The 24,634-nt window shown below is 44.7% G+C and carries 19 protein-coding genes, 2 tRNA genes and 3 rRNA genes; 18 read left to right on the top strand and 6 right to left on the bottom strand.

Annotation, left to right across the window (positions count from 1 at the left end):
* The first annotated feature begins 8 nt into the window (after positions 1 to 8).
* The 11 genes from ACOQOE_RS14915 to ACOQOE_RS14865 all read left to right on the top strand — a co-directional run bounded on the left by ACOQOE_RS14915 (position 9) and on the right by ACOQOE_RS14865 (position 11,725).
* Entirely contained in the window at positions 9 to 665 is a 657-nt protein-coding gene (locus tag ACOQOE_RS14915; protein ID WP_067869900.1) for a YfgM family protein, read from the top strand.
* Positions 666 to 1,817 (top strand): outer membrane protein assembly factor BamB, encoded by a 1,152-nt coding sequence (bamB, locus tag ACOQOE_RS14910; protein WP_420554360.1) that lies wholly within the window; start codon positions 666 to 668, stop codon positions 1,815 to 1,817.
* An 84-nt stretch (positions 1,818 to 1,901) separates the two neighbouring features.
* Complete coding sequence (der, locus tag ACOQOE_RS14905) at positions 1,902 to 3,338, top strand: ribosome biogenesis GTPase Der (RefSeq protein WP_420554359.1); 1,437 nt, start codon at positions 1,902 to 1,904, stop codon at positions 3,336 to 3,338.
* The gene (gene murI / locus ACOQOE_RS14900; protein ID WP_420554358.1) at positions 3,335 to 4,180 is read left to right on the top strand and encodes a glutamate racemase; all 846 of its coding nucleotides are present in this window, start codon (positions 3,335 to 3,337) and stop codon (positions 4,178 to 4,180) included. The genes der and murI overlap by 4 nt, the downstream gene beginning before the upstream one ends.
* A 657-nt stretch (positions 4,181 to 4,837) precedes the next feature.
* A 16S ribosomal RNA gene (locus tag ACOQOE_RS14895) occupies positions 4,838 to 6,378 on the top strand.
* 82 nt (positions 6,379 to 6,460) lie between these two features.
* Positions 6,461 to 6,537 (top strand) — tRNA-Ile (locus ACOQOE_RS14890).
* 293 nt (positions 6,538 to 6,830) lie between these two features.
* A tRNA-Ala gene (locus tag ACOQOE_RS14885) sits at positions 6,831 to 6,906 on the top strand.
* Between the two features lie 231 nt (positions 6,907 to 7,137).
* A 23S ribosomal RNA gene (locus tag ACOQOE_RS14880) occupies positions 7,138 to 10,025 on the top strand.
* A gap of 152 nt (positions 10,026 to 10,177) precedes the next feature.
* Positions 10,178 to 10,293: ribosomal RNA gene (gene rrf / locus ACOQOE_RS14875) — 5S ribosomal RNA — on the top strand.
* The 16S, 23S and 5S rRNA genes sit together here with 2 tRNA genes alongside, the layout of an rRNA operon.
* Positions 10,294 to 10,543: 250 nt before the next feature.
* Positions 10,544 to 11,047 (top strand): hypothetical protein, encoded by a 504-nt coding sequence (locus ACOQOE_RS14870; protein ID WP_420554357.1) that lies wholly within the window; start codon positions 10,544 to 10,546, stop codon positions 11,045 to 11,047.
* A 3-nt stretch (positions 11,048 to 11,050) separates the two neighbouring features.
* A complete protein-coding gene (locus ACOQOE_RS14865) occupies positions 11,051 to 11,725 on the top strand; it encodes a tRNA-uridine aminocarboxypropyltransferase (RefSeq protein ID WP_420554356.1) in 675 nt (224 codons plus the stop codon).
* On the opposite strand, the gene dtd is transcribed toward ACOQOE_RS14865, so the two are convergent.
* The 3 genes from dtd to typA all read right to left on the bottom strand — a co-directional run bounded on the left by dtd (position 11,722) and on the right by typA (position 15,056).
* Positions 11,722 to 12,159 carry a D-aminoacyl-tRNA deacylase gene (gene dtd, locus ACOQOE_RS14860; RefSeq protein WP_420554355.1) on the bottom strand — a complete coding sequence of 146 codons (438 nt, stop codon included), beginning with the start codon at positions 12,157 to 12,159 and terminating at the stop codon, positions 11,722 to 11,724. The two genes, ACOQOE_RS14865 and dtd, sit on opposite strands and share 4 nt — an antisense overlap.
* A 19-nt stretch (positions 12,160 to 12,178) precedes the next feature.
* Positions 12,179 to 13,129 (bottom strand): prolyl aminopeptidase, encoded by a 951-nt coding sequence (gene pip / locus ACOQOE_RS14855; protein WP_067869354.1) that lies wholly within the window; start codon positions 13,127 to 13,129, stop codon positions 12,179 to 12,181.
* Between the two features lie 115 nt (positions 13,130 to 13,244).
* Complete coding sequence (gene typA, locus ACOQOE_RS14850; RefSeq protein ID WP_420554354.1) at positions 13,245 to 15,056, bottom strand: translational GTPase TypA; 1,812 nt, start codon at positions 15,054 to 15,056, stop codon at positions 13,245 to 13,247.
* A 452-nt stretch (positions 15,057 to 15,508) separates the two neighbouring features.
* Here typA and glnA point away from each other — a divergent pair, with 452 nt between their 5' ends.
* The 6 genes from glnA (at position 15,509) to ACOQOE_RS14820 (ending at position 21,565) form a co-directional block, all read left to right on the top strand.
* A complete protein-coding gene (glnA, locus tag ACOQOE_RS14845) occupies positions 15,509 to 16,915 on the top strand; it encodes a glutamate--ammonia ligase (RefSeq protein WP_067869347.1) in 1,407 nt (468 codons plus the stop codon).
* A 289-nt stretch (positions 16,916 to 17,204) separates the two neighbouring features.
* Positions 17,205 to 18,287 carry a nitrogen regulation protein NR(II) gene (gene glnL, locus ACOQOE_RS14840; protein ID WP_420554353.1) on the top strand — a complete coding sequence of 361 codons (1,083 nt, stop codon included), beginning with the start codon at positions 17,205 to 17,207 and terminating at the stop codon, positions 18,285 to 18,287.
* A complete protein-coding gene (gene glnG, locus ACOQOE_RS14835) occupies positions 18,271 to 19,707 on the top strand; it encodes a nitrogen regulation protein NR(I) (RefSeq protein ID WP_067869341.1) in 1,437 nt (478 codons plus the stop codon). Before glnL ends, glnG begins: the two co-directional genes overlap by 17 nt.
* Before the next feature lie 79 nt (positions 19,708 to 19,786).
* The gene (gene trmL / locus ACOQOE_RS14830; protein ID WP_067869337.1) at positions 19,787 to 20,257 is read left to right on the top strand and encodes a tRNA (uridine(34)/cytosine(34)/5-carboxymethylaminomethyluridine(34)-2'-O)-methyltransferase TrmL; all 471 of its coding nucleotides are present in this window, start codon (positions 19,787 to 19,789) and stop codon (positions 20,255 to 20,257) included.
* Positions 20,258 to 20,299: 42 nt separating this feature from the next.
* A complete protein-coding gene (locus ACOQOE_RS14825) occupies positions 20,300 to 20,632 on the top strand; it encodes a hypothetical protein (RefSeq protein WP_067869334.1) in 333 nt (110 codons plus the stop codon).
* A 54-nt stretch (positions 20,633 to 20,686) separates the two neighbouring features.
* Positions 20,687 to 21,565 (top strand): M14 family zinc carboxypeptidase, encoded by an 879-nt coding sequence (locus tag ACOQOE_RS14820; RefSeq protein WP_067869331.1) that lies wholly within the window; start codon positions 20,687 to 20,689, stop codon positions 21,563 to 21,565.
* A gap of 96 nt (positions 21,566 to 21,661) precedes the next feature.
* Here ACOQOE_RS14820 and secB read toward each other — a convergent pair whose 3' ends face one another.
* The 3 genes from secB to ACOQOE_RS14805 are packed head-to-tail and all read right to left on the bottom strand — an operon-like array spanning position 21,662 to position 22,846.
* Positions 21,662 to 22,144 (bottom strand): protein-export chaperone SecB, encoded by a 483-nt coding sequence (secB, locus tag ACOQOE_RS14815; RefSeq protein ID WP_420554352.1) that lies wholly within the window; start codon positions 22,142 to 22,144, stop codon positions 21,662 to 21,664.
* A gap of 23 nt (positions 22,145 to 22,167) precedes the next feature.
* Positions 22,168 to 22,425 (bottom strand): glutaredoxin 3, encoded by a 258-nt coding sequence (gene grxC / locus ACOQOE_RS14810; protein ID WP_067869325.1) that lies wholly within the window; start codon positions 22,423 to 22,425, stop codon positions 22,168 to 22,170.
* 1 nt (position 22,426) lies between these two features.
* Positions 22,427 to 22,846 carry a rhodanese-like domain-containing protein gene (locus ACOQOE_RS14805; RefSeq protein ID WP_067869322.1) on the bottom strand — a complete coding sequence of 140 codons (420 nt, stop codon included), beginning with the start codon at positions 22,844 to 22,846 and terminating at the stop codon, positions 22,427 to 22,429.
* Positions 22,847 to 23,085: 239 nt separating this feature from the next.
* Between ACOQOE_RS14805 and gpmI the strand changes: the two genes are divergently transcribed.
* Positions 23,086 to 24,633: a 2,3-bisphosphoglycerate-independent phosphoglycerate mutase gene (gene gpmI, locus ACOQOE_RS14800; RefSeq protein WP_067869319.1), complete on the top strand. Its 1,548-nt coding sequence runs from the start codon at positions 23,086 to 23,088 to the stop codon at positions 24,631 to 24,633.
* Position 24,634 lies beyond the last annotated feature (1 nt).

Raw genomic sequence — 24,634 nt, 5'->3', positions numbered from 1 at the left:
AGTTTAAGGTGGCAGAGCTACGCACCGAAGAAGAACAAATCCAGGCGCTAAAGTCGTGGTGGGATGAGAATGGGAAATCCTTGATTCTAGGGATTGTAGTAGCATTAGCGGCTGTTCTTGGCTGGAAAGGTTGGCAGCAGCAAGAAGCTGTTAAGGCTGAAAACGCATCTATTCTCTATCAGAATCTTTTAGACTCTGTTGTCGGTGCAATAGGGCCTCAGCAGGATGAAGCAAAGCTAGCAACAGCTAGTCATCTTAGTGGTCAGCTTAAGTCAGAATACGAAAGCACTGCATATGCTAATTATGCTGCGCTTATCATGGCTCGTGTTGCTGTTGAGCAAAGTCAGTTAGATAAGGCAGTCGAAGAGCTTGATTGGGTTTTAACCCATCAGCCAACAGAATCCATGTATGTTCTAGCTAGTATGCGGAAAGCACGTGTGATTGCTGACCAAGGTGATGCTAGCAAAGCAATTAGCATAATCGATAGCATTCCAACTGCGGGTTATGATGTCAGTTTGAATGAGTTGAAAGGTGATCTTTATCTCTCTAAAGGTGATAGAGCTAAAGCTAAAGCAGCGTATGAATCAGCATTGAATGCTTCCGCTGTAGGCAGTCGTCCTTTGTTAGAAATGAAGTTGAATGATCTCGCTGCACAGGAGAGTTAAATGAAAAGTCTATGTCGTCTAGCTGCAGTTAGTATCGCATCTATTCTTATCGCTGGTTGTGGCTTTTGGGGCGATGATGGCGAAGAGGTTGAAGCTAATCCCTTAGTATCCTTTGATGCTGAAAAGAAAGTATCTGTATTGTGGTCCGCTTCCGTAGGTTCAGGGTTAGGTGAGAAGTATCATCAAGTCAGGCCTGTAATTGATGGAGAGCATATATATGCAGCCGACAAAGATGGATCTGTTTTTGCGTTTGATCTGGAAACGGGTAATAAGGTTTGGGAAGTTGAATTAGAAACGACAGTGATTGGCGGTGTCGGTGCCGGTTTTGGTCGAGTCGCTGTTGCTAATGATGAAGGTGAAGTTGTTGTGCTTTCGGGTGATGATGGCGCTGAATTATGGCGTGCTAATGTCAACTCTGAAGTGAGTGCAGCGGCTCAGTTTAATGAAGAGTTAGCCGTGTTTCAGCTAATTAATGGCAAGGTCATTGCATTTGATATTTCAACGGGTGAGCAGCGCTGGTTGTATGACAGTCAAATTCCTCGTTTAACCTTGCGTGGTACAAGCTCTCCTATTGTTGCGAGTGATGTTACTTTTGCTGGTTTTGCTAGCGGTAAGCTGGTTGCTATCGATAATGCTAAAGGTGTAGCAATCTGGGAAAGCCGAGTGGCTTTACCGCAGGGCCGCTCAGAATTAGAGCGTATGGTAGATATTGATGGACGTCCATTGTTAGTTGACCGTATGCTTTACGTATCTAGTTATCAAGGACGTTTGGTTGCGATTAATCCATTCCGTGCTCAGGTTGTTTGGGCTCAAGATGTATCGAGCTATCATTCATTGGCGGCAGGTTTTGGTAATGTCTACGTCAGTGAGGCTGATGATGCTGTTCAGGCCTTCGATCGTGCAAGTAGTGCGAGTGTTTGGCGTCAAGCTGAGCTGGCTAACAGAGGTATTACTGCGCCGGCAACTATAGGTAATGAAGTTGTAGTGGCTGACTTTGAAGGCTATCTACATTTTATGTCTCAGACTGATGGACATTTTGTGGCAAGACATAAAGTAGACTCTTCTGGTGTTTATGGCGATATGATTGTCAAAGATGATGTTCTGTATGTGCTGACAAACAGCGGCCGCTTGGCTGCGTTGAGCGTACAGTAATTTAAATTGTTCGATTCTGACGGCTATTTGCTTTGCAATTAGCCGTCGTTTTGTTTTTACCTGCATAGTGCAGGAGTAGGGTTCATGCTTCCGGTAATTGCTCTTGTTGGTCGACCGAATGTCGGCAAATCTACATTATTTAATCGTCTAACTAAATCAAGAGATGCGTTAGTGGCTGATTTGCCAGGGCTGACGCGTGATCGAAAATATGGTGAAGGCCAGCTAGGCGAAGATCAAGACTACATCGTGATCGATACAGGTGGTATCACAGGTGATGAGCAAGGTATAGATTATGAGATGGCTAAGCAGTCTCTTCAAGCCATTGATGAAGCGGATATAGTCTTGTTTTTGGTGGATGGTCGTGCCGGTCTGAATCCTGCGGATGAAGTTATCGCCAATTATTTACGAAAAATAGATAAACCTTGTTATTTGGTTGTTAATAAAACAGATGGTTTAAATCCAGATGTTGTTATTGGTGACTTCTTTTCTATAGGTTTAGGTCATCCATTAGCGATTGCGGCTGCGCACGGTCGTGGCGTTACCTCATTGATTGAATATGTACTGGAAGAACTTCCTGAATTGAGTGAAGAGTCATTGGAGATGATGGCTCAAGTACAAAAAGGAATTAAGATTGCTGTTGTTGGTCGACCGAATGTTGGTAAATCAACCTTAGTTAATCGCTTGTTAGGAGAGGAGCGTGTTGTCGTTTTTGATAAAGCGGGGACTACACGCGATAGCGTCTATATACCTTATGAGAGAGATGGTCGAAACTACACGCTAATTGATACGGCAGGTATACGACGTCGTAAGAATATTCGTGAAGCGGTAGAAAAATTCTCAATAGTTAAAACACTTCAAGCGGTTAAAGATGCCCATGTAGTTGTTATGGTGATTGATGCTCGAGATGGTATCACTGAGCAAGATATGCATATGCTTAGTTTTGTTATTGATACTGGACGCTCATTGGTTATCGCGTTGAATAAATGGGATGGTATGAGTGCTGATGAAAAGGAAGAGGTTAAAGAACAGATTGAGCGAAAATTAGAGTTTGCTGAGTTTGCTCGTATGCACTTTATCTCAGCGCTTCATGGTAGTGGCGTTGGTAATATGTATGACTCTGTTGAAGAGGCTTATGATTGTGCAATGGCTAAGTGGTCGACCAGTAAGTTGACGCGTCTTTTAGAAGATATAGTTGCGGATCATCAGCCTCCGGCCATTAATAATCGGCGTATTAAGCTACGTTATGCTCATCAGGGCGGTTCAAACCCTCCAATTATTGTTATTCATGGTAATCAGACGAAATCACTTCCTGGCTCTTATAAACGTTATTTAGAAAATAAGTTTATTAAAGTGTTGGCGATTAAAGGCACACCTATTCGATTTGAGTTTAAATCGAGTGATAATCCATTTGAGGGTAAGGTGAACCCATTGAGTTCACGACAGCTTGCGAAGAAAGAACGTTTCAGAGATCACGTTAAGCAGTTGAAAAAAATGAACAAGAAGAAAAAAGCCAAACGATGAGCTTGGCGCATAATGCCCATTTACCTATAGGTGTTTTTGATTCGGGTGTGGGCGGATTAACGGTGCTTAATGCTATTCGTCAGCGTTTACCTAATGAGAATCTCATCTATTTAGGCGATACAGCCCGTGTTCCTTATGGGACGAAAAGTGCATTATCTGTAACCCGCTATGCAGAACAAGCAGCCAAAGCCTTAATGGAACGTAAAATAAAGATGCTAGTTATCGCTTGTAACACGGCATCCGCGGTGGCTATTGAGCCGCTTCAATATTTATATCCAGATATTCCTGTGATTGGTGTTATTGGTCCAGGTGCCGACGCTAGCTGTGATGCCACCCAAAGTCAGCATATAGGTGTGATTGCTACAGAAGGTACCGTTAATAATCAGGCATACCAAAATGCAATATTAGAGCGGTTGCCTAGTGCTTCTGTTGTTGCTCACCCCTGTTCATTATTTGTTGCGCTTGCTGAAGAAGGTTGGCATAAAGGTGATCTCGTTAAGCAAATAGCTGAAGCTTGTCTTGAACCGTTCAGACATGCTGATCATGCAATGATCGATACGCTAGTATTAGGCTGTACGCATTTCCCGGCATTAAAGGAAGTAATTGGGGAGGTGATGGGTGACGCGGTCAGCTTAGTTGATTCGGCAGAGGTAACGGCCCAGGAGGTCGCTAATCGGTTGCAAATAGATGATTTGTCAAATACACGGATGGTTAAAGGAGATGTTCAATTCTTAGTAACCGACGGGCCTACCCGTTTTGCGCGTGTGGCTCAGCATTTTTTCTCAGATCCTATTCCTGGCTCAGAAATACAATTGGTTGATATACAGCACTTTGCCCATTAAAGCGTTTTTGAGTCGTTTACCTTAATGGCGTCTATATAATAGCCCCGCCTTATGACATGTTTGCATGTTTTTCTCTGTTCTTAGGTAAGGCGCTAATGTCAAATTGACTATTCAGCAATCAATTTCGCCCCGATTTCCGCTTAATCTCACTTTTTTGCCTTTATTTCACAGTTTTTTAGTTTTGCCTGTTGACGTTGTTTGGGAAGTGTCTATAATTCGCCGTCCTTGCTAAGGGAGGCCTGCAAAACAGCGCTGAATGACCTAAGTAAAGGTTGAATTAACTCCTTGAAAACCTTTGGTTTTGTTGGGTTTGGTTTGAAAGTTTTAGAGTTGATTGTTGTGTTGGAATTGATTGAGAATTAATTCAGAAAAACACAAAATAACGGTTGACTTTGAAGCGGCGCAAAGTAGAATATGCGCCTCGCTTGAGACGAAACGCTTCGCAGCGTTAGGTTGGTTCCAAGCAACGCTCTTTAACAATTTGATCAGATAATTCGTGTGGGCGCTTGTTGAGATGAAGCAAATAGCTTTATTTTCTAGACAAGCAACCAAGTGAATTCATTTAAAACGATTTACAATAGGTTTTGCATTTTCGAATGCAATCCGGTTGTTTAGTACTAGAGCCGTCACCATATTCCTGGTGACACTATATGATTTAAACTGAAGAGTTTGATCATGGCTCAGATTGAACGCTGGCGGCAGGCCTAACACATGCAAGTCGAGCGGTAACAGATCTAGCTTGCTAGATGCTGACGAGCGGCGGACGGGTGAGTAACGCGTAGGAATCTACCCAGTAGCGGGGGATAAGCCAGAGAAATTTGGTCTAATACCGCATACGCCCTTCGGGGGAAAGCAGGGGCTCTTCGGACCTTGCACTATTGGATGAGCCTGCGTGAGATTAGCTAGTTGGTGAGGTAAGAGCTCACCAAGGCGACGATCTCTAGCTGGTCTGAGAGGATGATCAGCCACACTGGAACTGAGACACGGTCCAGACTCCTACGGGAGGCAGCAGTGGGGAATATTGCACAATGGGGGAAACCCTGATGCAGCCATGCCGCGTGTGTGAAGAAGGCCCTAGGGTTGTAAAGCACTTTCAGTCGTGAGGAAAGGTGTGTACTTAATACGTGCATACTGTGACGTTAGCGACAGAAGAAGGACCGGCTAACTCCGTGCCAGCAGCCGCGGTAATACGGAGGGTCCGAGCGTTAATCGGAATTACTGGGCGTAAAGCGCGCGTAGGTGGATTGGTCAGTCAGATGTGAAAGCCCAGGGCTCAACCTTGGAACTGCACCTGATACTGCCAGTCTAGAATACGGTAGAGGGTAGTGGAATTTCCTGTGTAGCGGTGAAATGCGTAGATATAGGAAGGAACACCAGTGGCGAAGGCGACTACCTGGACCGATATTGACACTGAGGTGCGAAAGCGTGGGGAGCAAACAGGATTAGATACCCTGGTAGTCCACGCCGTAAACGATGTCTACTAGCCGTTGGAAGACTTGATCTTTTAGTGGCGAAGCTAACGCGATAAGTAGACCGCCTGGGGAGTACGGCCGCAAGGTTAAAACTCAAATGAATTGACGGGGGCCCGCACAAGCGGTGGAGCATGTGGTTTAATTCGACGCAACGCGAAGAACCTTACCAACTCTTGACATCCAGAGAAGTTACTAGAGATAGTTTCGTGCCTTCGGGAACTCTGAGACAGGTGCTGCATGGCTGTCGTCAGCTCGTGTTGTGAAATGTTGGGTTAAGTCCCGTAACGAGCGCAACCCTTGTCCTTATTTGCCAGCACATAATGGTGGGAACTCTAAGGAGACTGCCGGTGACAAACCGGAGGAAGGTGGGGACGACGTCAAGTCATCATGGCCCTTACGAGTTGGGCTACACACGTGCTACAATGGCCGGTACAGAGGGCTGCGAACCTGCGAAGGTAAGCTAATCTCATAAAACCGGTCGTAGTCCGGATTGGAGTCTGCAACTCGACTCCATGAAGTCGGAATCGCTAGTAATCGTGGATCAGAATGCCACGGTGAATACGTTCCCGGGCCTTGTACACACCGCCCGTCACACCATGGGAGTGGATTGCACCAGAAGTAGCTAGCTTAACCTTCGGGAGGGCGGTTACCACGGTGTGGTTCATGACTGGGGTGAAGTCGTAACAAGGTAGCCCTAGGGGAACCTGGGGCTGGATCACCTCCTTAAACGAAAGCCGAATCTTGGCAAGCGTTCACACGAATTATCTGATCAGAAAGTGAAGAGAGCGAATTAGTTCTAACCGATTGAAGGCTTGTAGCTCAGCTGGTTAGAGCGCACCCCTGATAAGGGTGAGGTCGGTGGTTCAAGTCCACTCAGGCCTACCACTTTTACTGGCAAAATCTTAAGTAAGTGGTCAGTTAGAACTGAGAGTAAAGACGCTCAGCTGGTTAGAGCGCACCCCACTCTTTATAAAAGAAAGGGGGGTGAGGTCAGTGATTCAAGTCCACTCAGGCCGATCCATATTGCATCACTCTACAACCTGCTAGGCAGAATACTTACGCAGTCATTTTTGCTTTAGACAAGGCGCACGCTGGAGCGAGCGAAGACGTTACCCTCAATGGGTAATAACTGAGCGAGCGACGAGTGCAACGCCGTATAAAGTGAAAAGGACAAGTAAGGGGCTATAGCTCAGCTGGGAGAGCGCCTGCTTTGCACGCAGGAGGTCTGCGGTTCGATCCCGCATAGCTCCACCATAACTCTTCAGTCTAAGGATTAAGAGTTTTAAAACATAGCTCAATTAGTGAAGATTGTTTACTAAGTGACTTATCTTTTAAAGCTTTTTTGCTTTAAACGCTCTTTAACAATTTGGATTTAGATTCATTGATTTAGATTGACTTGTATTTTTCATACAAGCGCCAATTCGGCGAAATCTATCGTTACTGTACTAATCAGTTACTATGATTCCAGACGCCTTCGGGTTATATGGTCAAGTGACTAAGCGTGCACGGTGGATGCCTTGGCAGTCAGAGGCGATGAAGGACGTTGTAACCTGCGATAAGGTTCGGGGAGCTGGTAAACAAGCTTTGATCCGGACATTTCCGAATGGGGAAACCCACCTATTTATAGGTATCTTTTGCGTGAATACATAACGCATTAGAGGCGAACCCGGGGAACTGAAACATCTAAGTACCCGGAGGAAAAGAAATCAACCGAGATTCCCTAAGTAGCGGCGAGCGAACGGGGATTAGCCCTTAAGCAATAATGTAGTTAGAAGAAGGCGCTGGAAAGCGCCGCCATAGTGGGTGATAGCCCCGTATTCAAAAACTTATTTATTGTGAAATCGAGTAGGACGGGACACGTGATATCCTGTCTGAACATGGGGGGACCATCCTCCAAGGCTAAATACTCCTGACTGACCGATAGTGAACCAGTACCGTGAGGGAAAGGCGAAAAGAACCCCTGTGAGGGGAGTGAAATAGATCCTGAAACCGTGTACGTACAAGCAGTGGGAGCCGTTTTAGGACGGTGACTGCGTACCTTTTGTATAATGGGTCAGCGACTTACTTTTAGTGGCAAGGTTAAGCAATTGCGGAGCCGTAGGGAAACCGAGTCTTAATAGGGCGTCCAGTCGCTAGGAGTAGACCCGAAACCGAGTGATCTATCCATGGGCAGGTTGAAGATGCAGTAACATGCATTGGAGGACCGAACCGACTGTCGTTGAAAAGCCAGCGGATGACTTGTGGATAGGAGTGAAAGGCTAATCAAACTCGGAGATAGCTGGTTCTCCTCGAAAACTATTTAGGTAGTGCCTCGTGTCTAACCATGGGGGGTAGAGCACTGTTTCGGCTAGGGGGTCATCCCGACTTACCAACCCGATGCAAACTCCGAATACCCATGAGTTCAATCACGGGAGACACACGGCGGGTGCTAACGTCCGTCGTGGAAAGGGAAACAACCCAGACCGTCAGCTAAGGTCCCAAAGTTTATGCTAAGTGGGAAACGATGTGGGAAGGCTTAGACAGCTAGGAGGTTGGCTTAGAAGCAGCCACCCTTTAAAGAAAGCGTAATAGCTCACTAGTCGAGTCGGCCCGCGCGGAAGATATAACGGGGCTAAGCATAACACCGAAGCTACGGATGCACTTAGTGCATGGTAGAGGAGCGTTCTGTAAGTGGTTGAAGCGGAAGCCGTAAGGCACCGTGGACATATCAGAAGTGCGAATGCTGACATGAGTAACGATAAGGGAGGTGAAAACCCTCCCCGCCGGAAGACCAAGGGTTCCTGTCCAACGCTTTTCGTGGCAGGGTGAGTCGGCCCCTAAGGAGAGGCTGAAGAGCGTATCCGATGGGAAACAGGTTAATATTCCTGTACTGATTATAACTGCGATGGGGTGACGGAGTAGGCTAGGCTAGCGCGGCGTTGGTTGTCCGCGTTTAAGGTAGTAGGCTAAGGACTTAGGTAAATCCGGGTCCTTGTTAGGCTGAGAACCGATGACGAGTTCCTATATGGAACGAAGTAGTTGATGCCATGCTTCCAGGAAAAACCTCTAAGCTTCAGGTTATAACTAACCGTACCCCAAACCGACACAGGTGGTCAGGTAGAGAATACTAAGGCGTATGAGAAAACTCGGGTGAAGGAACTAGGCAAAATGGCACCGTAACTTCGGGAGAAGGTGCGCCGGTTTTAGTGATGGGACTTGCTCCCTAAGCTGAGGCCGGTCGAAGATACCAGGTGGCTGCGACTGTTTATTAAAAACATAGCACTCTGCAAACTCGAAAGAGGACGTATAGGGTGTGACGCCTGCCCGGTGCCGGAAGGTTAATTGATGGGGTTAGGATTCGTCCGAAGCTCTTGATCGAAGCCCCGGTAAACGGCGGCCGTAACTATAACGGTCCTAAGGTAGCGAAATTCCTTGTCGGGTAAGTTCCGACCTGCACGAATGGCGTAACGATGGCCACACTGTCTCCACCCGAGACTCAGTGAAATTGAAATAGCGGTTAAGATGCCGTTTACCCGCGGCTAGACGGAAAGACCCCGTGAACCTTTACTACAGCTTCACAGTGGACTTTGATATTACTTGTGTAGGATAGCTGGGAGGCTTTGAAACTTTATCGCCAGATAGAGTGGAGCCAATCTTGAAATACCAGCCTGGTAATATTGAGGTTCTAACCTAGGTCCCTAAGCGGGATCAGGGACATTGTGTGGTGGGTAGTTTGACTGGGGCGGTCTCCTCCCAAAGAGTAACGGAGGAGCACGAAGGTACCCTCAGCATGGTCGGAAATCATGCAATGAGCGCAAGAGTAGAAGGGTGCTTGACTGCGAGATAGACACATCGAGCAGGTACGAAAGTAGGTTCTAGTGATCCGGTGGTTCTGTATGGAAGGGCCATCGCTCAACGGATAAAAGGTACTCCGGGGATAACAGGCTGATACCGCCCAAGAGTTCACATCGACGGCGGTGTTTGGCACCTCGATGTCGGCTCATCACATCCTGGGGCTGAAGCCGGTCCCAAGGGTATGGCTGTTCGCCATTTAAAGTGGTACGCGAGCTGGGTTTAGAACGTCGTGAGACAGTTCGGTCCCTATCTGCCGTGGGCGTTTGAGATTTGAGAAGAGTTGCTCCTAGTACGAGAGGACCGGAGTGAACGAACCTCTGGTGTACCGGTTGTGATGCCAATTGCATTGCCGGGTAGCTACGTTCGGACGGGATAACCGCTGAAAGCATCTAAGCGGGAAGCCTCCTTCAAGATGAGATCTCACTGGGAACTTGATTCCCCTAAAGGGCCGTTGAAGACTACGACGTTGATAGGTTGGGTGTGGAAGCGCTGTGAGGCGTTGAGCTAACCAATACTAATTGCCCGTGAGGCTTGACCATATAACGCCCAAGGCGTTTGGCAAGTGATTGATTAAGTAGAGAATAAACACGATAGAGAGTAACGAATTAGCGTGTGTTAGAAAGTACAAGGTTGAGACAACAGACTCCCTTCTAAATCAAAATGAATTTGAATCTTAATTGTGACAGTTTTGCTTGGCGACCATAGAGTTGTGGAACCACCTGAATCCATCCCGAACTCAGACGTGAAACGCAATATCGCCGATGGTAGTGTGGGGTTTCCTCATGTGAGAGTAGGTCATCGCCAAGCATTTATTTAGAGAAACCCCGGTTACTACGTAGCCGGGGTTTTTTGCGTCTGAGGGCTTGGGGCGACTTTGTGGGGCTTTGGTGTTAGGGCTTAGGAAGTACTGCTACCTTTTAGTAGTTGTGTTAGGTTGCTTAGGAGTGTTATGCAAGATGCGTTTATGTTCTAATTTTTGTTATCATTGCTACTGATCACTCCCTATATTACATGTTTTTAATATCCATTTAGTTGTTATGGACTACGAGTATTCTTAATGTTAAATGTCGCTGCGTTTACATTTAAATATGATCATATTGAAGATCGTATTTTGATGGTGGGTAATCTTGGTAATGATCTACAGAGAGTCGATTTTTGGTTAACACGTAAGCTTGTTCTGCGTCTTTTATCGGCAGCGGCAGGGTTAATTGAGAAAACATCGAGTGATATTGCTGGAGCTCCGGTTCAGCTTAAGTCTGACCTTGCTCAGTTTCACCATGATAGCGCCCGTCAAGGACTGCAGGTTGATCGAGAGAGTGAGGACTTGCTTGCCGAAGACCCATCTCTATTATGTCGATTGGATGTAAGCCATCAGGATGGACGTTACCGTATATTGTTCTTTATTGGTGATGAAGACCCTTTTGCTGCCAGTGTTTTAACTTATGATGAATTGCATCAGATGCTCTACCTTATCCATCGAGGATCTTTAGCATTAGATTGGGGTGTGGATAATCAGTTATTCACTCCTGATGTTTCTACCTCTTCTTTAACGTTGCAGTAATTTATGTATCCACGAAAACCTTTTGTTGCTCGAGGATCTCGTGTTCTTCGCTGTCGATCCTGTTTATTAGCTGCTCATGTCTGTATTTGTGATTTTAAAATGTCCTATCAGTCAGAAGCCCAGTTTTTTTTGTTAATGCATCATAATGAGGGGTTCAAACCAACTAACACAGGGCGTTTAATTGAGGATTGTATTGCTGATACAAGACGTTTTGAGTGGTCTAGGACAGAACCTTCTGATGAGCTGCTCCGTGCTATTACGGATCCGCAGTTAGATCCTTATATTGTGTTTCCTGAGGGGGAGGGCTATGAAGGTAGAATGGTGAAGTATGAGCCGAAAAAGGGGAAGCGCCCAGTGTTTATCGTCTTGGACGGTACTTGGCGTCAAGCTCGAAGAATGTTTCGTCTGAGTCGATTTCTTGATCATCTACCCGTGATCGAACCTGATGTGGTTGCTTCCTCTAACTACCATTTGCGCAAAGCTGCCGTTGATGGACAGCTTTGTACAGCTGAGGTTGCTGCATTGATGCTACAACAAGTAAATGATACTAAGGGGGCGGAGATACTATCGGCTTACTTTTCAATTTTTAATGATCATTACAAGGCGTCCCGTTTAAATCGGCCTTTAGATGATAATTCAGAAGCTAAAGCCTTTTTGCGTAGATTGAGAGCTGATTAGCTCTCTAACCAAAATGTAACGGGTCCGTTATTTATTAAGTGGACCTGCATATCTGCACCGAAACGGCCTGTTTCAACGATCGGGTGTAAGCGTTTAGCTTGTTCGATAAAGTAATTATAGAGTTCCTCGCCTAATTGTGGAGAAGCTCCTGCCGAAAACCCTGGTCGTAATCCCTTTTTTGTATCTGCAACAAGAGTGAATTGTGAAACGATGAGTAGCCCACCTTCGGTTTGTTGAAGGTTAAGATTCATTTTTCCCTCTTTATCTGAAAATACTCGGTAGGCCAAAATTTTTTGTAGAAGCTTGTCGGCTGCTTGGAATGTATCTCCCTTTTCAATTCCTAACAAAAGTAATATGCCTTGTTCTATTTGGCCGACTGAGTTGCCATCAATGTGTACCGAGGCGGAACTTACACGCTGTATAAGTGCTTTCATTTTTATTATCAATTCCTAGTTACGCTAGAGAGAGAGCGAAATCGTCAGTTGTCTTAATTAAATTGTCTGTAATGCCTTTTTCAAAAGCGGAGTGACCTGCATCGCGAACTATATGGAATTTTGAATTAGGTAGTCGATCATGGAGAGCTTGGGCTTGTTCTATAGGGCAGACCATATCGTATCGACCGTGGATAATTGTTGTGTTGATCTCTTTAATAGATTCGCAGTTATTAAGAATCTGGTTTTCGTCAATAAAGGCGTTATTAATAAAGTAATGAGCTTCAATTCTAGCCATGGCTAAGGCGAAGTGAGGATCGCCAAAGTGATCAACAATGTCTGTATTTGGATCAATTGTAGAGCAGCGGCCTTCCCATATTGACCAAGCTTTTGCTGCGGACATGCGGGCTATCTCATTATCTGAGGTTAAGCGTTTATAGTACGCGCTTAGCATATCGTGACGTTCAGCTGTAGGGATAGGGTGCTGGTACTCTTTCCAGTAGTCGGGGAAGATAGCGCTAGCGCCACGTTGATAGAACCATTGGATATCTTGTTTTCGACATAAAAATATACCGCGTAAAATCAGCCCTAATACTTTATCGGGAAAGGCTTGCGCATATAGCAGACTGAGGGTGGAGCCCCATGAGCCACCAAATAAAAGCCATTGTTCGATAGATAGGTGCTTTCTTATTTTTTCCATATCCTCCAGTAAATTATTTGTCGTATTTTTATGTAGCTCTGAGTGGGGTGTTGAGCGACCACAGCCACGTTGATCAAACAATATGATTCTATATTTTTCAGGATTGAAAAATCGACGATGCGCAGAGCTTGTACCGCCGCCAGGACCACCATGAATGAAAATCACGGGTATCCCTTTAGGGTTACCGCTTTCTTCAATATAAAGGGTGTGAAGGTCATCTACCGGAAGATTAAGCTTATGGTAAGAGCTAATTTCGGGATACAGGGTGCGCATTATGTCTCCGCTATCTATTGCTGTATGCACAGCAGTATAAAGAGGAGAGGTGTGGCAATCTACGTTGAAATGAAAAAAAAGGCAGCCAATGGGGCTGCCTCTTAGATCTGAAGATCTACTTATTTTTAGCGCGTTTACGCTCGTTTTCTTTAAGTAGTTTCTTGCGTAAGCGAATGAAATTAGGTGTTACTTCAACTAATTCGTCATCTTCAATGAAATCCAGTGCCTGTTCGAGCGTGAATTTAATCGGAGGTGTTAATTGAATGTTCTCATCAGTACCGGACGCACGTACGTTGGTGAGCTGCTTACCTTTAATAGGGTTAACAGCTAAATCGTTACTGCGGCTGTGAATGCCTAGAAGCATGCCTTCGTAAACATCAACGTTGGGTTCAATACATAGGCGGCCACGGCTCTGCAGGTTCCAAAGAGAATAGCCTAGTGCTTTACCTGTCACCATTGACACTAATACGCCGTTATTTCGGCTTTCAACTTCGCCTGCTTTAACGGGACCATAGTGGTCAAATACAGACGTCATGATGCCTGTGCCTGAAGTCATTGTTAAGAACAGGGAGCGGAAGCCGATCAGACCACGGGAAGGGATGATGAAGCTAAGACGCGAGCGTCCTTTGCCATCTACTTCCATATTGGTCATATCGCCTTTACGTTTACCTAACTCTTCGATGATTGCACCTTGATGCTCATCTTCTACGTCGATCATTACATCTTCGTAAGGCTCGTGGATTTCGCCATCGACCTCTTTTTGAACTACTTCAGGACGAGATACGCCAAGTTCAAAGCCTTCACGGCGCATGGTTTCTATCAGAACGGATAGATGTAATTCACCACGGCCTGATACTTTGAATTTTTCAGGAGTTTCGCCGTCTTCAACACGAAGGGCAACGTTATGAATAAGTTCCCGTTCTAAGCGTTCTTTGATATTTCGGCTTGTTACGTATTTACCATCTTGGCCAGCAAATGGAGAGTCATTCACTTGGAATGTCATCGATACCGTTGGCTCATCGACGCTTAAGGCTGTTAGGGCTTCAATTTTTTCAGGATCACAAATAGTGTCCGAAATGTTTAGCTCGTCTATACCTGTAACGCAGATAATATCACCCGCAGTTGCGCTTTCTACATCTATACGCTCAAGTCCATGGTAACCCATGACTTTTAGAATGCGTCCGCTGCGAATTTTTCCTTCACGGTCGATCACTTTTACCTGAGTGTTGATCTTCATAGTACCGCGGGTTACACGGCCAACGCCGATAACGCCAAGGTAGCTGTTGTAGTCTAGGGCAGAAACCTGCATCTGCAACGGACCATCAAGGTCAACTTGCGGCGGTGTGACATGCTCGACAATAGCCTCAAATAGAGGTGTCATATCATCGGCCATATCATCAGGCTCTGGGCCTGCGATACCATTTAATGCAGATGCGTAAACAACAGGGAAGTCGAGTTGCTCATCGGTGGCGCCCAAGCTGTCGAAAAGCTCGAAAACTTGGTCGATAACCCAATCTGGACGAGAGCCAGGGCGGTCAACCTTGTTGACAACAACGATTGGGCGTAAGCCTTGGTCAAAGGCTTTTTGGGTGACGAAGCGGGTTTGTGGCATTGGGCCATCTACCGCGTCTACCAAAAGGCATACACAGTCAACCATGGAAAGTACGCGTTCAACTTCTCCACCAAAGTCTGCGTGTCCAGGAGTATCAACGATGTTGATGCGGTAGTCGTTCCATGTAATGGCTGTATTTTTTGCCAGAATGGTAATGCCGCGCTCTTTCTCCTGATCATTGGAGTCCATGATGCGCTCAGTACCTTCATCACGACGACCCAATGTGCCTGATTGGGAAAGCAGCTTGTCAACCAAGGTTGTTTTACCGTGGTCAACGTGCGCAATGATGGCGATATTTCTTAGCTTTTCAATCACGTGTGTATACCTGTGAGATATTTTTTTGCGAATGCGGAATTATACGGATTTATGCAGAAAATACCGCATATTTCTGAGACAAAAGGGACTAAAAGTGTGTTTAAAGATCAATAAGGGGTGATGATCATCAATCTCTAGGTCGATCTGTATCTAAAACTCGCGTTTGCGCTAGGTTTTTGCGTATCTGTTGGAGTATGATTATAAAAGCAAGAATCATGGTGGAAGCTCAGGTTAATTGTTATTTGCACCAATATAGCGCACATTGTGTTGCGAGTGATTTTTTTTGGTGCGTCTGGCTTTTGGTGTTTTCGTTGTAATGCCAGTAATTTCGGGAAGCTCTTAGTGGTGGCTTTTTGGTATATTACTTGCTTGAATTCTCGCTGATTTTATAATTCTGATTTCTCAAGGCTGAGCTAATATCGGCCTGGTAATTACAAAGTGGAGAAAGTCACATGTCAGAGAAGACTCTGAATCTGATCAAAGAAAGCGAAGCTAAGTGGATCGATATGCGTTTCACTGATTCTCATGGTAAAGAGCAGCACGTTACTATCCCTGTTTCCGATATGGGTGATGACTTCTTTGAAGAAGGCAAAATGTTCGATGGCTCTTCCATTTCCGGTTGGAAGGGCATCAATGAATCTGACATGATTCTTATGCCTGATGACAGTGCATCTGTTCTAGATCCATTTTCTGAAGCAACGACCGTTATTGTTCGTTGTGATATCGTTGAGCCTGCTACAGGTCAAGGTTACGAGCGTGATCCACGTTCTGTTGCTAAACGTGCAGAAGAGTACCTAAAGTCTACAGGTATTGCTGACACTGCTATGTTTGGTCCTGAGCCAGAATTCTTCGTATTTGATGCTGTTAAATGGCACGCTGATATCAGTGGTTGTGGATACTCTATTGACTCTGAAGAAGCATCTTGGTCTTCTAGTCATAGTATTGAAGGCGGAAACACGGGTCATCGTCCACGTGTTAAAGGTGGTTATTTCCCAGTACCTCCAATCGATTCCTTGCATGACTTACGTGGCGCTATGTGTGATGCGATGGAAGCAATGGATCTTCATATTGAAGTACATCACCATGAAGTAGCGACAGCGGGCCAGTGTGAAATTGGTGTAGGTCCAAACACACTTACAGCTAAAGCTGATGAAGTGCAGATTCTTAAGTATTGTGTACATAACGTTGCCCATGCTTACGGGAAAACAGCTACATTTATGCCTAAACCACTTGTTGGTGATAATGGCTCTGGTATGCACGTTCATATGTCTCTTTCTAAAGATGGCGTTAACTTGTTTGCTGGTGATGCCTACGCGGGCATGAGCGAAATGTCGCTTTATTACATTGGCGGTATTATCAAGCACGCTAGAGCGTTGAATGCGTTAACTAACTCATCAACTAACGCTTATAAGCGTTTAGTTCCTGGTTTTGAAGCACCTGTAATGCTTGCGTACTCTGCACGTAACCGTTCTGCGTCTATCCGTATTCCTTACGTTACAAACCCAAAAGCACGTCGTGTTGAAACGCGTTTCCCTGATCCATCTGCTAACCCATACTTATGCTTTGCTGCATTGATGATGGCTGGCCTAGACGGTATCCAGAATAAGATTCACCCTGGCGATGCTGCAGATAAAGATCTATATGATCTACCTGCTGAAGAAGCGGCTGAAATTCCAACAGTTGCTAGCTCTTTAGAAGAAGCGCTTAACGCTTTGGATGAAGATCGTGAATTTTTGACTAAAGGTAACGTGTTTACTAATGACATGATTGATGCTTTTATCGAGCTTAAACGTGAAGAAGTTGAGAAAGTGAACATGACAACTCACCCAGTTGAATTTGACCTGTACTACTCTGTATAAGTTAAACTTTCGCTGAAAAAGCCTCCCTAGTGGAGGCTTTTTTGTTTTTGGCTTTTAGTTGAGTATTTTCATGGGAGGCTTTTAATAAGGTGGCTTGAAGGGGCGGTTAGTGTAGGCGGGAATGACTCAATATATTGGCTTGCACCAATATGGGGCGTGTTGCATTATCTAGGCTAGACTTATAATGATTTAGATATAGTAATGGTGCGCCCTGCGGCTATTTTTTTGTATTAATTCAAATTGGTTTGCTTTTTGCAGTAGTAATCTTACGGATATTGAGTGCAGGCTAATGGCAAAAATAGAGTTACATAAACAGATTTTGGAAAACCTATCAACCGCAGTTGTTTTGTTGGATGAAAGTATGGTGGTTGAATATGCGAATCCAGCGGCTGAAATGCTGTTGGAAGCAAGTATGCGCCGTTTGAGTCAACTTAATATAGCTGAGTGGTTTTCGTTGTGTGCGGTGGAGCAGAAAGATTTACAAGAGTGTTTAGCGACCGGTCATCCATATACCCATAGAGAAGCGAAAATTGTTACGTTAAGTGGTGCAACGCTCACTGTGGATTACAGTATCAATCCTTTGATTACACCTGAAGGGCAGCAATTGCTGATTGAGATTGAATCAAGAGATCGCTTGATGCGTATTGAGAGGGAAGAGGATCTTTTGACTCAACATGATACAGCTCGCTCTTTAGTGCGAGGGCTAGCGCATGAAATTAAAAACCCTTTAGGGGGAATTCGTGGAGCTGCGCAACTCCTTGAACGTGAGCTTCATGATCCTAGTCTGCATGATTATACCCATGTCATTATTGAAGAAGCTGACAGGCTTCGTAACCTAGTTGATCGTCTGTTGGGGCCGAGAAAACTCCCTAATATGAAAATGATTAATATTCACGCTGTCTTAGAAAGAGTTTGCCACCTAATCGAAGCTGAAACTAAAGGTGAGATTCTTCTTCAGCGGGATTACGACCCAAGTATTCCAGAATTTATGGGCGATGCAGAGCAGTTAATTCAAGCTATGCTTAATATTCTACGTAACAGTATGCAGGCGATAATGAGCGCAGATGTAGATGTACCTACTATTAAGATTAGAACACGTGCTTTCCGACAAGTAACTTTAGGCGCGGAAAAGCATCGTTTAGTTTGTAGTGTCGAAATTATCGATAATGGTCCAGGTATTCCAGAAGATATCCTCAGTAAGATATTTTATCCCATGGTAAGTGGGCGTGCTGAAGGAACTGGGCTTGGGTTGTCGATTGCTCAGTCAATTATTAATCAACACCAAGGGCTGATTGAGTGTGAAACACGCCCTGGTGAAACTAGATTTCAACTTTTAATCCCTTTGGAGCTTAACAATGAATCTACCATGTAAAGTTTGGATCGTTGATGATGATAGATCTATTCGTTGGGTCCTAGAGAAAGCGTTAGCTGCTGAAGGTTTATATACTGAAGCTTTTGAAACCGCTGATTCTCTGTTATCCAGATTAAGTAAAGATACACCGGATGCGATAATTAGTGATATTCGTATGCCAGGAACCGATGGCCTGCAGATGCTAGAGCGTATTCAGGAGAGTCATCCTGAAGTGCCAATTATTATTATGACCGCGCACTCAGATTTAGAGTCTGCGGTTGCTTCTTATCAAGGCGGTGCCTTTGAGTATCTGCCAAAACCATTTGATGTAGATGACGCCGTTGCATTGGCTAAACGAGCACTGGCTCATGCGATTGAGCAGCGCCAGCAAGTTGCGGAGCAGGTATTAGAAGATAATACGGAAATTATTGGTGAGGCGCCTGCAATGCAGGAGGTCTTTCGTGCCATTGGACGATTATCACAATCGAATATTACGGTTCTTATTAATGGCGAATCGGGTACAGGTAAAGAGTTGGTAGCTCATGCTCTGCACAAGCATAGTCCAAGAAGAGATCGGCCCTTTATTCCTTTAAATATGGCTGCTATTCCTCATGATCTTATTGAGTCCGAGTTGTTTGGTCATGAAAAAGGCGCCTTTACTGGTGCAGCCGCAGCACGCCGTGGGCGTTTTGAGCAGGCGGATGGTGGTACGCTGTTTCTGGATGAGATCGGAGATATGCCAGCAGATGCGCAAACTCGATTGTTGCGTGTATTAGCTGATAGTGAGTTTTATCGTGTAGGTGGGCATACAGCAGTAAAAGTTGATGTGCGTATTATCGCTGCGACACATCAGAATCTGGAAAAGCTTGTTGAAGAAGGGCGTTTCCGTGAAGATCTATTCCATCGTCTAAACGTGATTCGTGTTCATCTACCTACCCTGTCTCAGCGTAGAGAAGATATTCCCCGTTTAGCACGGCATTTCTTGCAAACATCTGCGGAAGAGTTAAGCGTTGAGCCTAAAATTCTTAATACAGATACAGAAAACTATATCTGTAATCTCGCTTGGCCTGGCAATGTCCGTCAGCTTGAAAATACTTGCCGCTGGTTAACAGTTATGGCAACAGGCCGTGAAGTGTTGATTGATGACCTGCCACCGGAGTTAATGGAGCAGGCGGGCGGAGAGCCAGTTGCTGGAAGTAATTGGGAGCAGTCCCTAAGAAATTGGGCAGATCAGCAGCTCAGCTTGGGGCAGCGGAATTTATTGGATTCAGCTGTTCCAGCGTTTGAGAAAATCATGATTGAAACCGCATTGAAGCATACTGCGGGGCGTCGACGTGATGCTTCAGAGCTACTGGGCTGGGGACGTAATACCTTAACTCGTAAAATTAAAGAACTGGGTATGGATGATGATAAAAGCGATTCTCAAGATAGTGCCGCTTAGCACTAACCTTGTATAACTACACCTTTCATTTATAGTTTCCTATATAATCCCTGCATCTTAAACGTTGCGGGGATTTTTTATGTTACACGTTGTACTTTTTGAACCAGAAATCCCGCCGAACACCGGCAATATTATCCGTTTGTGTGCCAATACGGGTTTTCATCTCCATTTGGTTGAACCTTTAGGTTTTGATATCGATGACAAGCGTTTACGTCGGGCTGGTTTGGATTATCATGAATTTGCAGCCATAAAAGTACATAAGGATCTAGCAGCGTGTTTAGCTGAAATTAAACCGCGTAAAGTTTGGGCGCTAACGACTAAGGGCAGCCGGATGCATGTAGATGCCGACTTTTCAGAAGGGGATATGTTATTGCTAGGGCCAGAAACAAGAGGCTTGCCTGTTGATGTGCGTGAATCCTTACCTGAAGATCAATGGATTAAGCTGCCAATGATGGCTGATAGTCGTAGCCTTAATTTGTCTAACGCTTGTGCTGTAGTTGTATATGAGGCTTGGCGTCAGTTAGGTTTTTCCGGTGCTGAGGAAAGTTAATCAGCTATAGTCGTTTTATACGCTCTTGGGTGGAGTTGCTCTATGCAGCATGCTTTTATTTTTACTAAAATTGAATCTTATGTGGCAGAGTGCGAAGGTCAGGTTTTTCGCCTTGGTCTGATCGATTATCGTAACCGTAATATTTCAATATTGGGAACTCCTGAGCAGCAGATTAATATTAGGGCGCTCCAAAATCAGGTATTTCCCATTGTTGTTCTATCGGATCAGATAGATATTATCGGTGATGAGCGGATATCTATACCTGCTACTGCTTTAGTCAGTAGCGTACCCATTGCTGCAAGGTCTATGCAGGGTGTGATTGACGCAGGTAAAGCAGAAGAGATTCTTCAAAGTCTTTCTTTAAAATCATGTTAGAATGCGAAATTTGGTCAATTTGCAAGCAATGGTTGAGTGCTGCTGGATTTTTACATGATTAAATACTTCCTGTCTTTTTTTACGCTAACAATGCTGTGTGTCCCACTACCAGTGGCGGCAGTGAATGATGATGTTAAAAGCCTGTGTCAAGCGGTTGGGCGTAAACTGGCAAGTGTTTCTGAGAAGGAGTGCCTAACTCATCAATATAATGAACCTCGTTTTTTTTCAGTTAATGGTCATGCAATTTTAGAAACTCATTTTCCTGCCCGTGAAGGCAATGAAGATGCTCCTCGTATTTTATTTATTGGAGGGATTCATGGAGATGAATATTCTAGTGTGAGTGTTACCTTTAAATGGCTGAATACGCTTCATAAACATCACAGTGGGAAGTTTGATTGGTACTTTTTACCAGTACTTAATCCGGATGGTTTATTACAGCGTAAATCGACTCGCGTAAATGCCAATAAAGTTGATTTAAATCGTAATTTTTTACCTGCACCAGAGTTCCCAGAACCTTTAGTACATTGGCAAAAGCAAGCTAAGAAGCGACTGCGTTACTATCCAGGGCATCAGCCCTTAAGTGAGCCTGAAAGCCGTGTGATACATGAGCTTATTGATAGTTATAAACCGACAGTGATTGTATCGGTGCATGCTCCTCATGGGATTCTTGATTTTGATGGTGGGATTCAACCGCCCAGAAAGCTAGGGCCTTTGCACTTACGTCAGTTGGGTACTTATCCTGGCTCTTTAGGTAACTATGGTTGGTTTGTGAAAAATATTCCCGTCGTGACTATTGAGCTTCCTTACGCAGGGATTATGCCGAAGAAAAAAGATATAGATAAAATGTGGACAGATCTTGTGGGCTGGCTTAATTATAAAGTTAAGCGTAAAGCTGCAGCTGTTGCAACGGCCAAGGGCGAGATGGGTCCGTAGCGGCGGGACTGATGATACTGTTAGAGACTATTTGTTAGATATAAAAAAAGAGCTTAATTTTACAATTAGGCTCTTTTTTTATAAGTGTACTAATACTTAGTGCTGTGCTTCAGATGCTTCTTGCTGCGCTTGAGTCATCTGTTGAGCATATAAAGCATCAAAGTTAACAGGTGCTAACATTAGTGCAGGGAAGCTGGCTTTGATAACCATTGCATCGATAGCTTCACGTGCATAAGGGAATAAAATGCTAGGGCAGAACGCACCCAGAGTATGGTGCATCTCTTGTTCGCCTAATCCTGAAACAGCAAAGATACCGGCTTGTTGTAGTTCAACCAAGAAAGCCGTTTTCTCATCGTTTTTAACAGTTACGGTTAGCGTTAATACAACTTCAAATGCATTTTCACCCACTTGATTTGTTTGGGTGTTCATCTCTAAACCAACTTCTGGCTTCCATGGGCTCATGAAAATTTCAGGTGAGTTAGGTGATTCAAAAGAAGCGTCTTTAATGTAAACACGCTGAACCGCAAATTGTGGTCCCTGTTCTTCTTGTGCTGCTGTATTTTGTTCGTTATCGGCCATGTTAGTTCCTTTGCGTTTTATATTTAGTTGGCGTTTATCAATGCATCTAATTTGCCTTGGCGCTCAAGGGCAAATATTTCATCGCAGCCACCAATAGGTGTATCACCAATGAAAATTTGTGGAACGGTACGACCGCCGCTTAATTCGGTCATCTCTTGGCGCTTAGCTTGATCGCCATCCACTTTTATTTCTGTGTAGTTGATCTCTTTGTGTTCAAGTAGCTTTTTGGCGCGAATACAAAATGGGCACCATTTTGTTGTATAGATCGTTACATCTTTCATATTATTTACTTTTTATTATAGGAAGGCTTTGACTCTTCCATTCAGTCATACCGCCAGATAGGCGAACCGCATTTTCAAACCCTGCTGTTTTTAACTTACGCGTAGCGGTACCAGCTGCTTGGCCTAGATTGCATACGACTATAACAGGACGTTGCTGATATTTGGAAAGCTCATCAATTCTGTGATCAAGATCTGAAAGAGGGATGTGCTTCGCACCAGTAATATGGCCAGTAGACCACTCTTTTTTGGGGCGAATATCTAGAACGACAGCATTTTCTTTATTAATGAGGCTGGTTGCTTGAGCAGGAGTGACAGCCTTGCCTGATTTACTGCGCTCATAAAAGAGAAACATGCCTAGCGTTAAAACCCAAGCTGCAACCATAAGAGGGTGGTTGCTGATAAATTCGATAAATTGGTCCATTACGTATCCAGATGAGGCCGCTTAAGTTTGGGCCGATAAAAAACTAAGGATGCTATTGATCCACTAAAAGTGGGCAATAGTATACCTTGCGTTTTTTGACGGTATAAGGGGATATGTAGAGGAAAGTGTCGAATTTTGATTATTTATTGCTTTCCTCCTGTTCATTCATGGCGTTGTTAGGGCTTTCACAGTAAAATTATGAGCCATTTTATTATCGTTAATTACAGAATTTGGCAGATATGACACAAAAGCGCGCAACGAAAGCACTAATTATTCTTGATGGTTATGGTGTTGAAAGTTCAGAGTCATCCGCTATTCAAGCAGCAAATACACCTGTTTGGGATAAGCTGCTCTCCGATAACCCTAACTCAAGAATTCAAACATCAGGCTTAGCGGTCGGCTTACCTGATGGTCAAATGGGTAATTCTGAAGTAGGTCATATGAATATCGGTGCTGGGCGAATTGTTTATCAAAACTTCACTCGCATATCTAAAGCGATAAATGATGGTGACTTCTTTGAGAATAGGGCTTTAACTAAAGGGATGGATGCAGCAATTTCTGCTGATAAAGCTGTGCATATTCTGGGCTTGCTGTCACCTGGTGGTGTACATAGCCATGAAGAGCATATTCTAGCATTGGTTGAGATGGCCGTTAAACGTGGTGCCAAGCAGGTATATATACATGCCATACTAGATGGTCGTGACATGCCGCCCCGTTCCGCTAAACCATCTATTGAGCTGACGGAAGCTAAACTAGCTGAATTAGGTGTTGGTGTTATCGCTTCCGTGGTTGGGCGTTATTACAGCATGGATCGTGATAACCGCTGGGACCGCGTGCAGTTGGGTTATGATGCAATGACATCAGATAAGGCCCCTTGTCAGGCTTTGAGCGCATTAGATGCGTTAGCCGATGCCTACACGCGTGATGAAAATGATGAGTTTGTTCAGGCGACAGTGATCACTGATAACCAAGGATTGCCGGTGGGCGCTATTAGTGACGGCGATACAGTTATTTGTGCTAATTTTCGTCCCGACCGTGCACGTGAAATTACCCGAGCGTTTACTGAAGATAGCTTCGCTGGTTTTGAGCGTGCAAAACGCCCAGAATTATCTAGTTTTGTGACTTTGACTCAATATGCAGCCGATATTGATGCAGACTGCGCTTATCCGCCGCAAAAAATCACTAACGATCTAGGTGAGTATTTATCTGGGTTAGGTAAAACTCAGCTTCGTATCGCTGAAACTGAAAAGTATGCGCATGTAACGTTTTTCTTTAATGGCGGGGAAGAGGATAAGTACCTTGGAGAAGATCGTATCCTTGTGCCTTCTCCAGATGTTGCCACCTATGACCTACAGCCAGAAATGAGTGCCCCTGAAGTGACTGCTAAATTGGTTGAAGCGATCAAAAGTGGCAAATATGACTTGATCGTTTGTAACTTTGCTAATGGTGATATGGTTGGACATACAGGCAAATTTGATGCGGCAGTGAAGGCGTGTGAAGTTCTTGATGAAAGTGTGAAGCAGGTACTCGCCGCTTTGGAAGAGGTGGGCGGCGAAGCCTTAATTACAGCCGATCATGGTAATGTTGAATTAATGGTAAACCCTGAGACTGGGCAGCCTCATACCTCCCATACTAATTGGCCTGTTGCGCTTATCTATGATGGACCAAGGAAAAATAATTTAACTTTATCGGATGGGGCCTTATGTGATTTAGCTCCAACCTTATTGGCGATGATGGATCTTGAAAAGCCTGCAGAGATGAGCGGCAATTCATTGGCATCGTTTTAAG

Source organism: Neptuniibacter marinus, from assembly GCF_965223595.1.
Classification (GTDB): Bacteria; Pseudomonadota; Gammaproteobacteria; order Pseudomonadales; family Balneatricaceae; genus Neptuniibacter; species Neptuniibacter marinus.
This window is presented reverse-complemented; position numbering and strand designations above follow the sequence as displayed.

Excerpts from the sequence above, each read along its gene's own strand:
- bamB (WP_420554360.1), top strand. The coding sequence starts at position 666 with ATGAAAAGTCTATGTCGTCTAGCTGCAGTTAGTATCGCATCTATTCTT.
- der (WP_420554359.1), top strand. The coding sequence starts at position 1,902 with ATGCTTCCGGTAATTGCTCTTGTTGGTCGACCGAATGTCGGCAAATCT.
- murI (WP_420554358.1), top strand. The coding sequence starts at position 3,335 with ATGAGCTTGGCGCATAATGCCCATTTACCTATAGGTGTTTTTGATTCG.
- ACOQOE_RS14870 (WP_420554357.1), top strand. The coding sequence starts at position 10,544 with ATGTTAAATGTCGCTGCGTTTACATTTAAATATGATCATATTGAAGAT.
- ACOQOE_RS14865 (WP_420554356.1), top strand. The coding sequence starts at position 11,051 with ATGTATCCACGAAAACCTTTTGTTGCTCGAGGATCTCGTGTTCTTCGC.
- dtd (WP_420554355.1), bottom strand. The coding sequence starts at position 12,159 with ATGAAAGCACTTATACAGCGTGTAAGTTCCGCCTCGGTACACATTGAT.
- pip (WP_067869354.1), bottom strand. The coding sequence starts at position 13,129 with ATGCGCACCCTGTATCCCGAAATTAGCTCTTACCATAAGCTTAATCTT.
- glnA (WP_067869347.1), top strand. The coding sequence starts at position 15,509 with ATGTCAGAGAAGACTCTGAATCTGATCAAAGAAAGCGAAGCTAAGTGG.
- glnL (WP_420554353.1), top strand. The coding sequence starts at position 17,205 with ATGGCAAAAATAGAGTTACATAAACAGATTTTGGAAAACCTATCAACC.
- glnG (WP_067869341.1), top strand. The coding sequence starts at position 18,271 with ATGAATCTACCATGTAAAGTTTGGATCGTTGATGATGATAGATCTATT.
- trmL (WP_067869337.1), top strand. The coding sequence starts at position 19,787 with ATGTTACACGTTGTACTTTTTGAACCAGAAATCCCGCCGAACACCGGC.
- ACOQOE_RS14825 (WP_067869334.1), top strand. The coding sequence starts at position 20,300 with ATGCAGCATGCTTTTATTTTTACTAAAATTGAATCTTATGTGGCAGAG.
- ACOQOE_RS14820 (WP_067869331.1), top strand. The coding sequence starts at position 20,687 with ATGATTAAATACTTCCTGTCTTTTTTTACGCTAACAATGCTGTGTGTC.
- secB (WP_420554352.1), bottom strand. The coding sequence starts at position 22,144 with ATGGCCGATAACGAACAAAATACAGCAGCACAAGAAGAACAGGGACCA.
- grxC (WP_067869325.1), bottom strand. The coding sequence starts at position 22,425 with ATGAAAGATGTAACGATCTATACAACAAAATGGTGCCCATTTTGTATT.
- ACOQOE_RS14805 (WP_067869322.1), bottom strand. The coding sequence starts at position 22,846 with ATGGACCAATTTATCGAATTTATCAGCAACCACCCTCTTATGGTTGCA.
- gpmI (WP_067869319.1), top strand. The coding sequence starts at position 23,086 with ATGACACAAAAGCGCGCAACGAAAGCACTAATTATTCTTGATGGTTAT.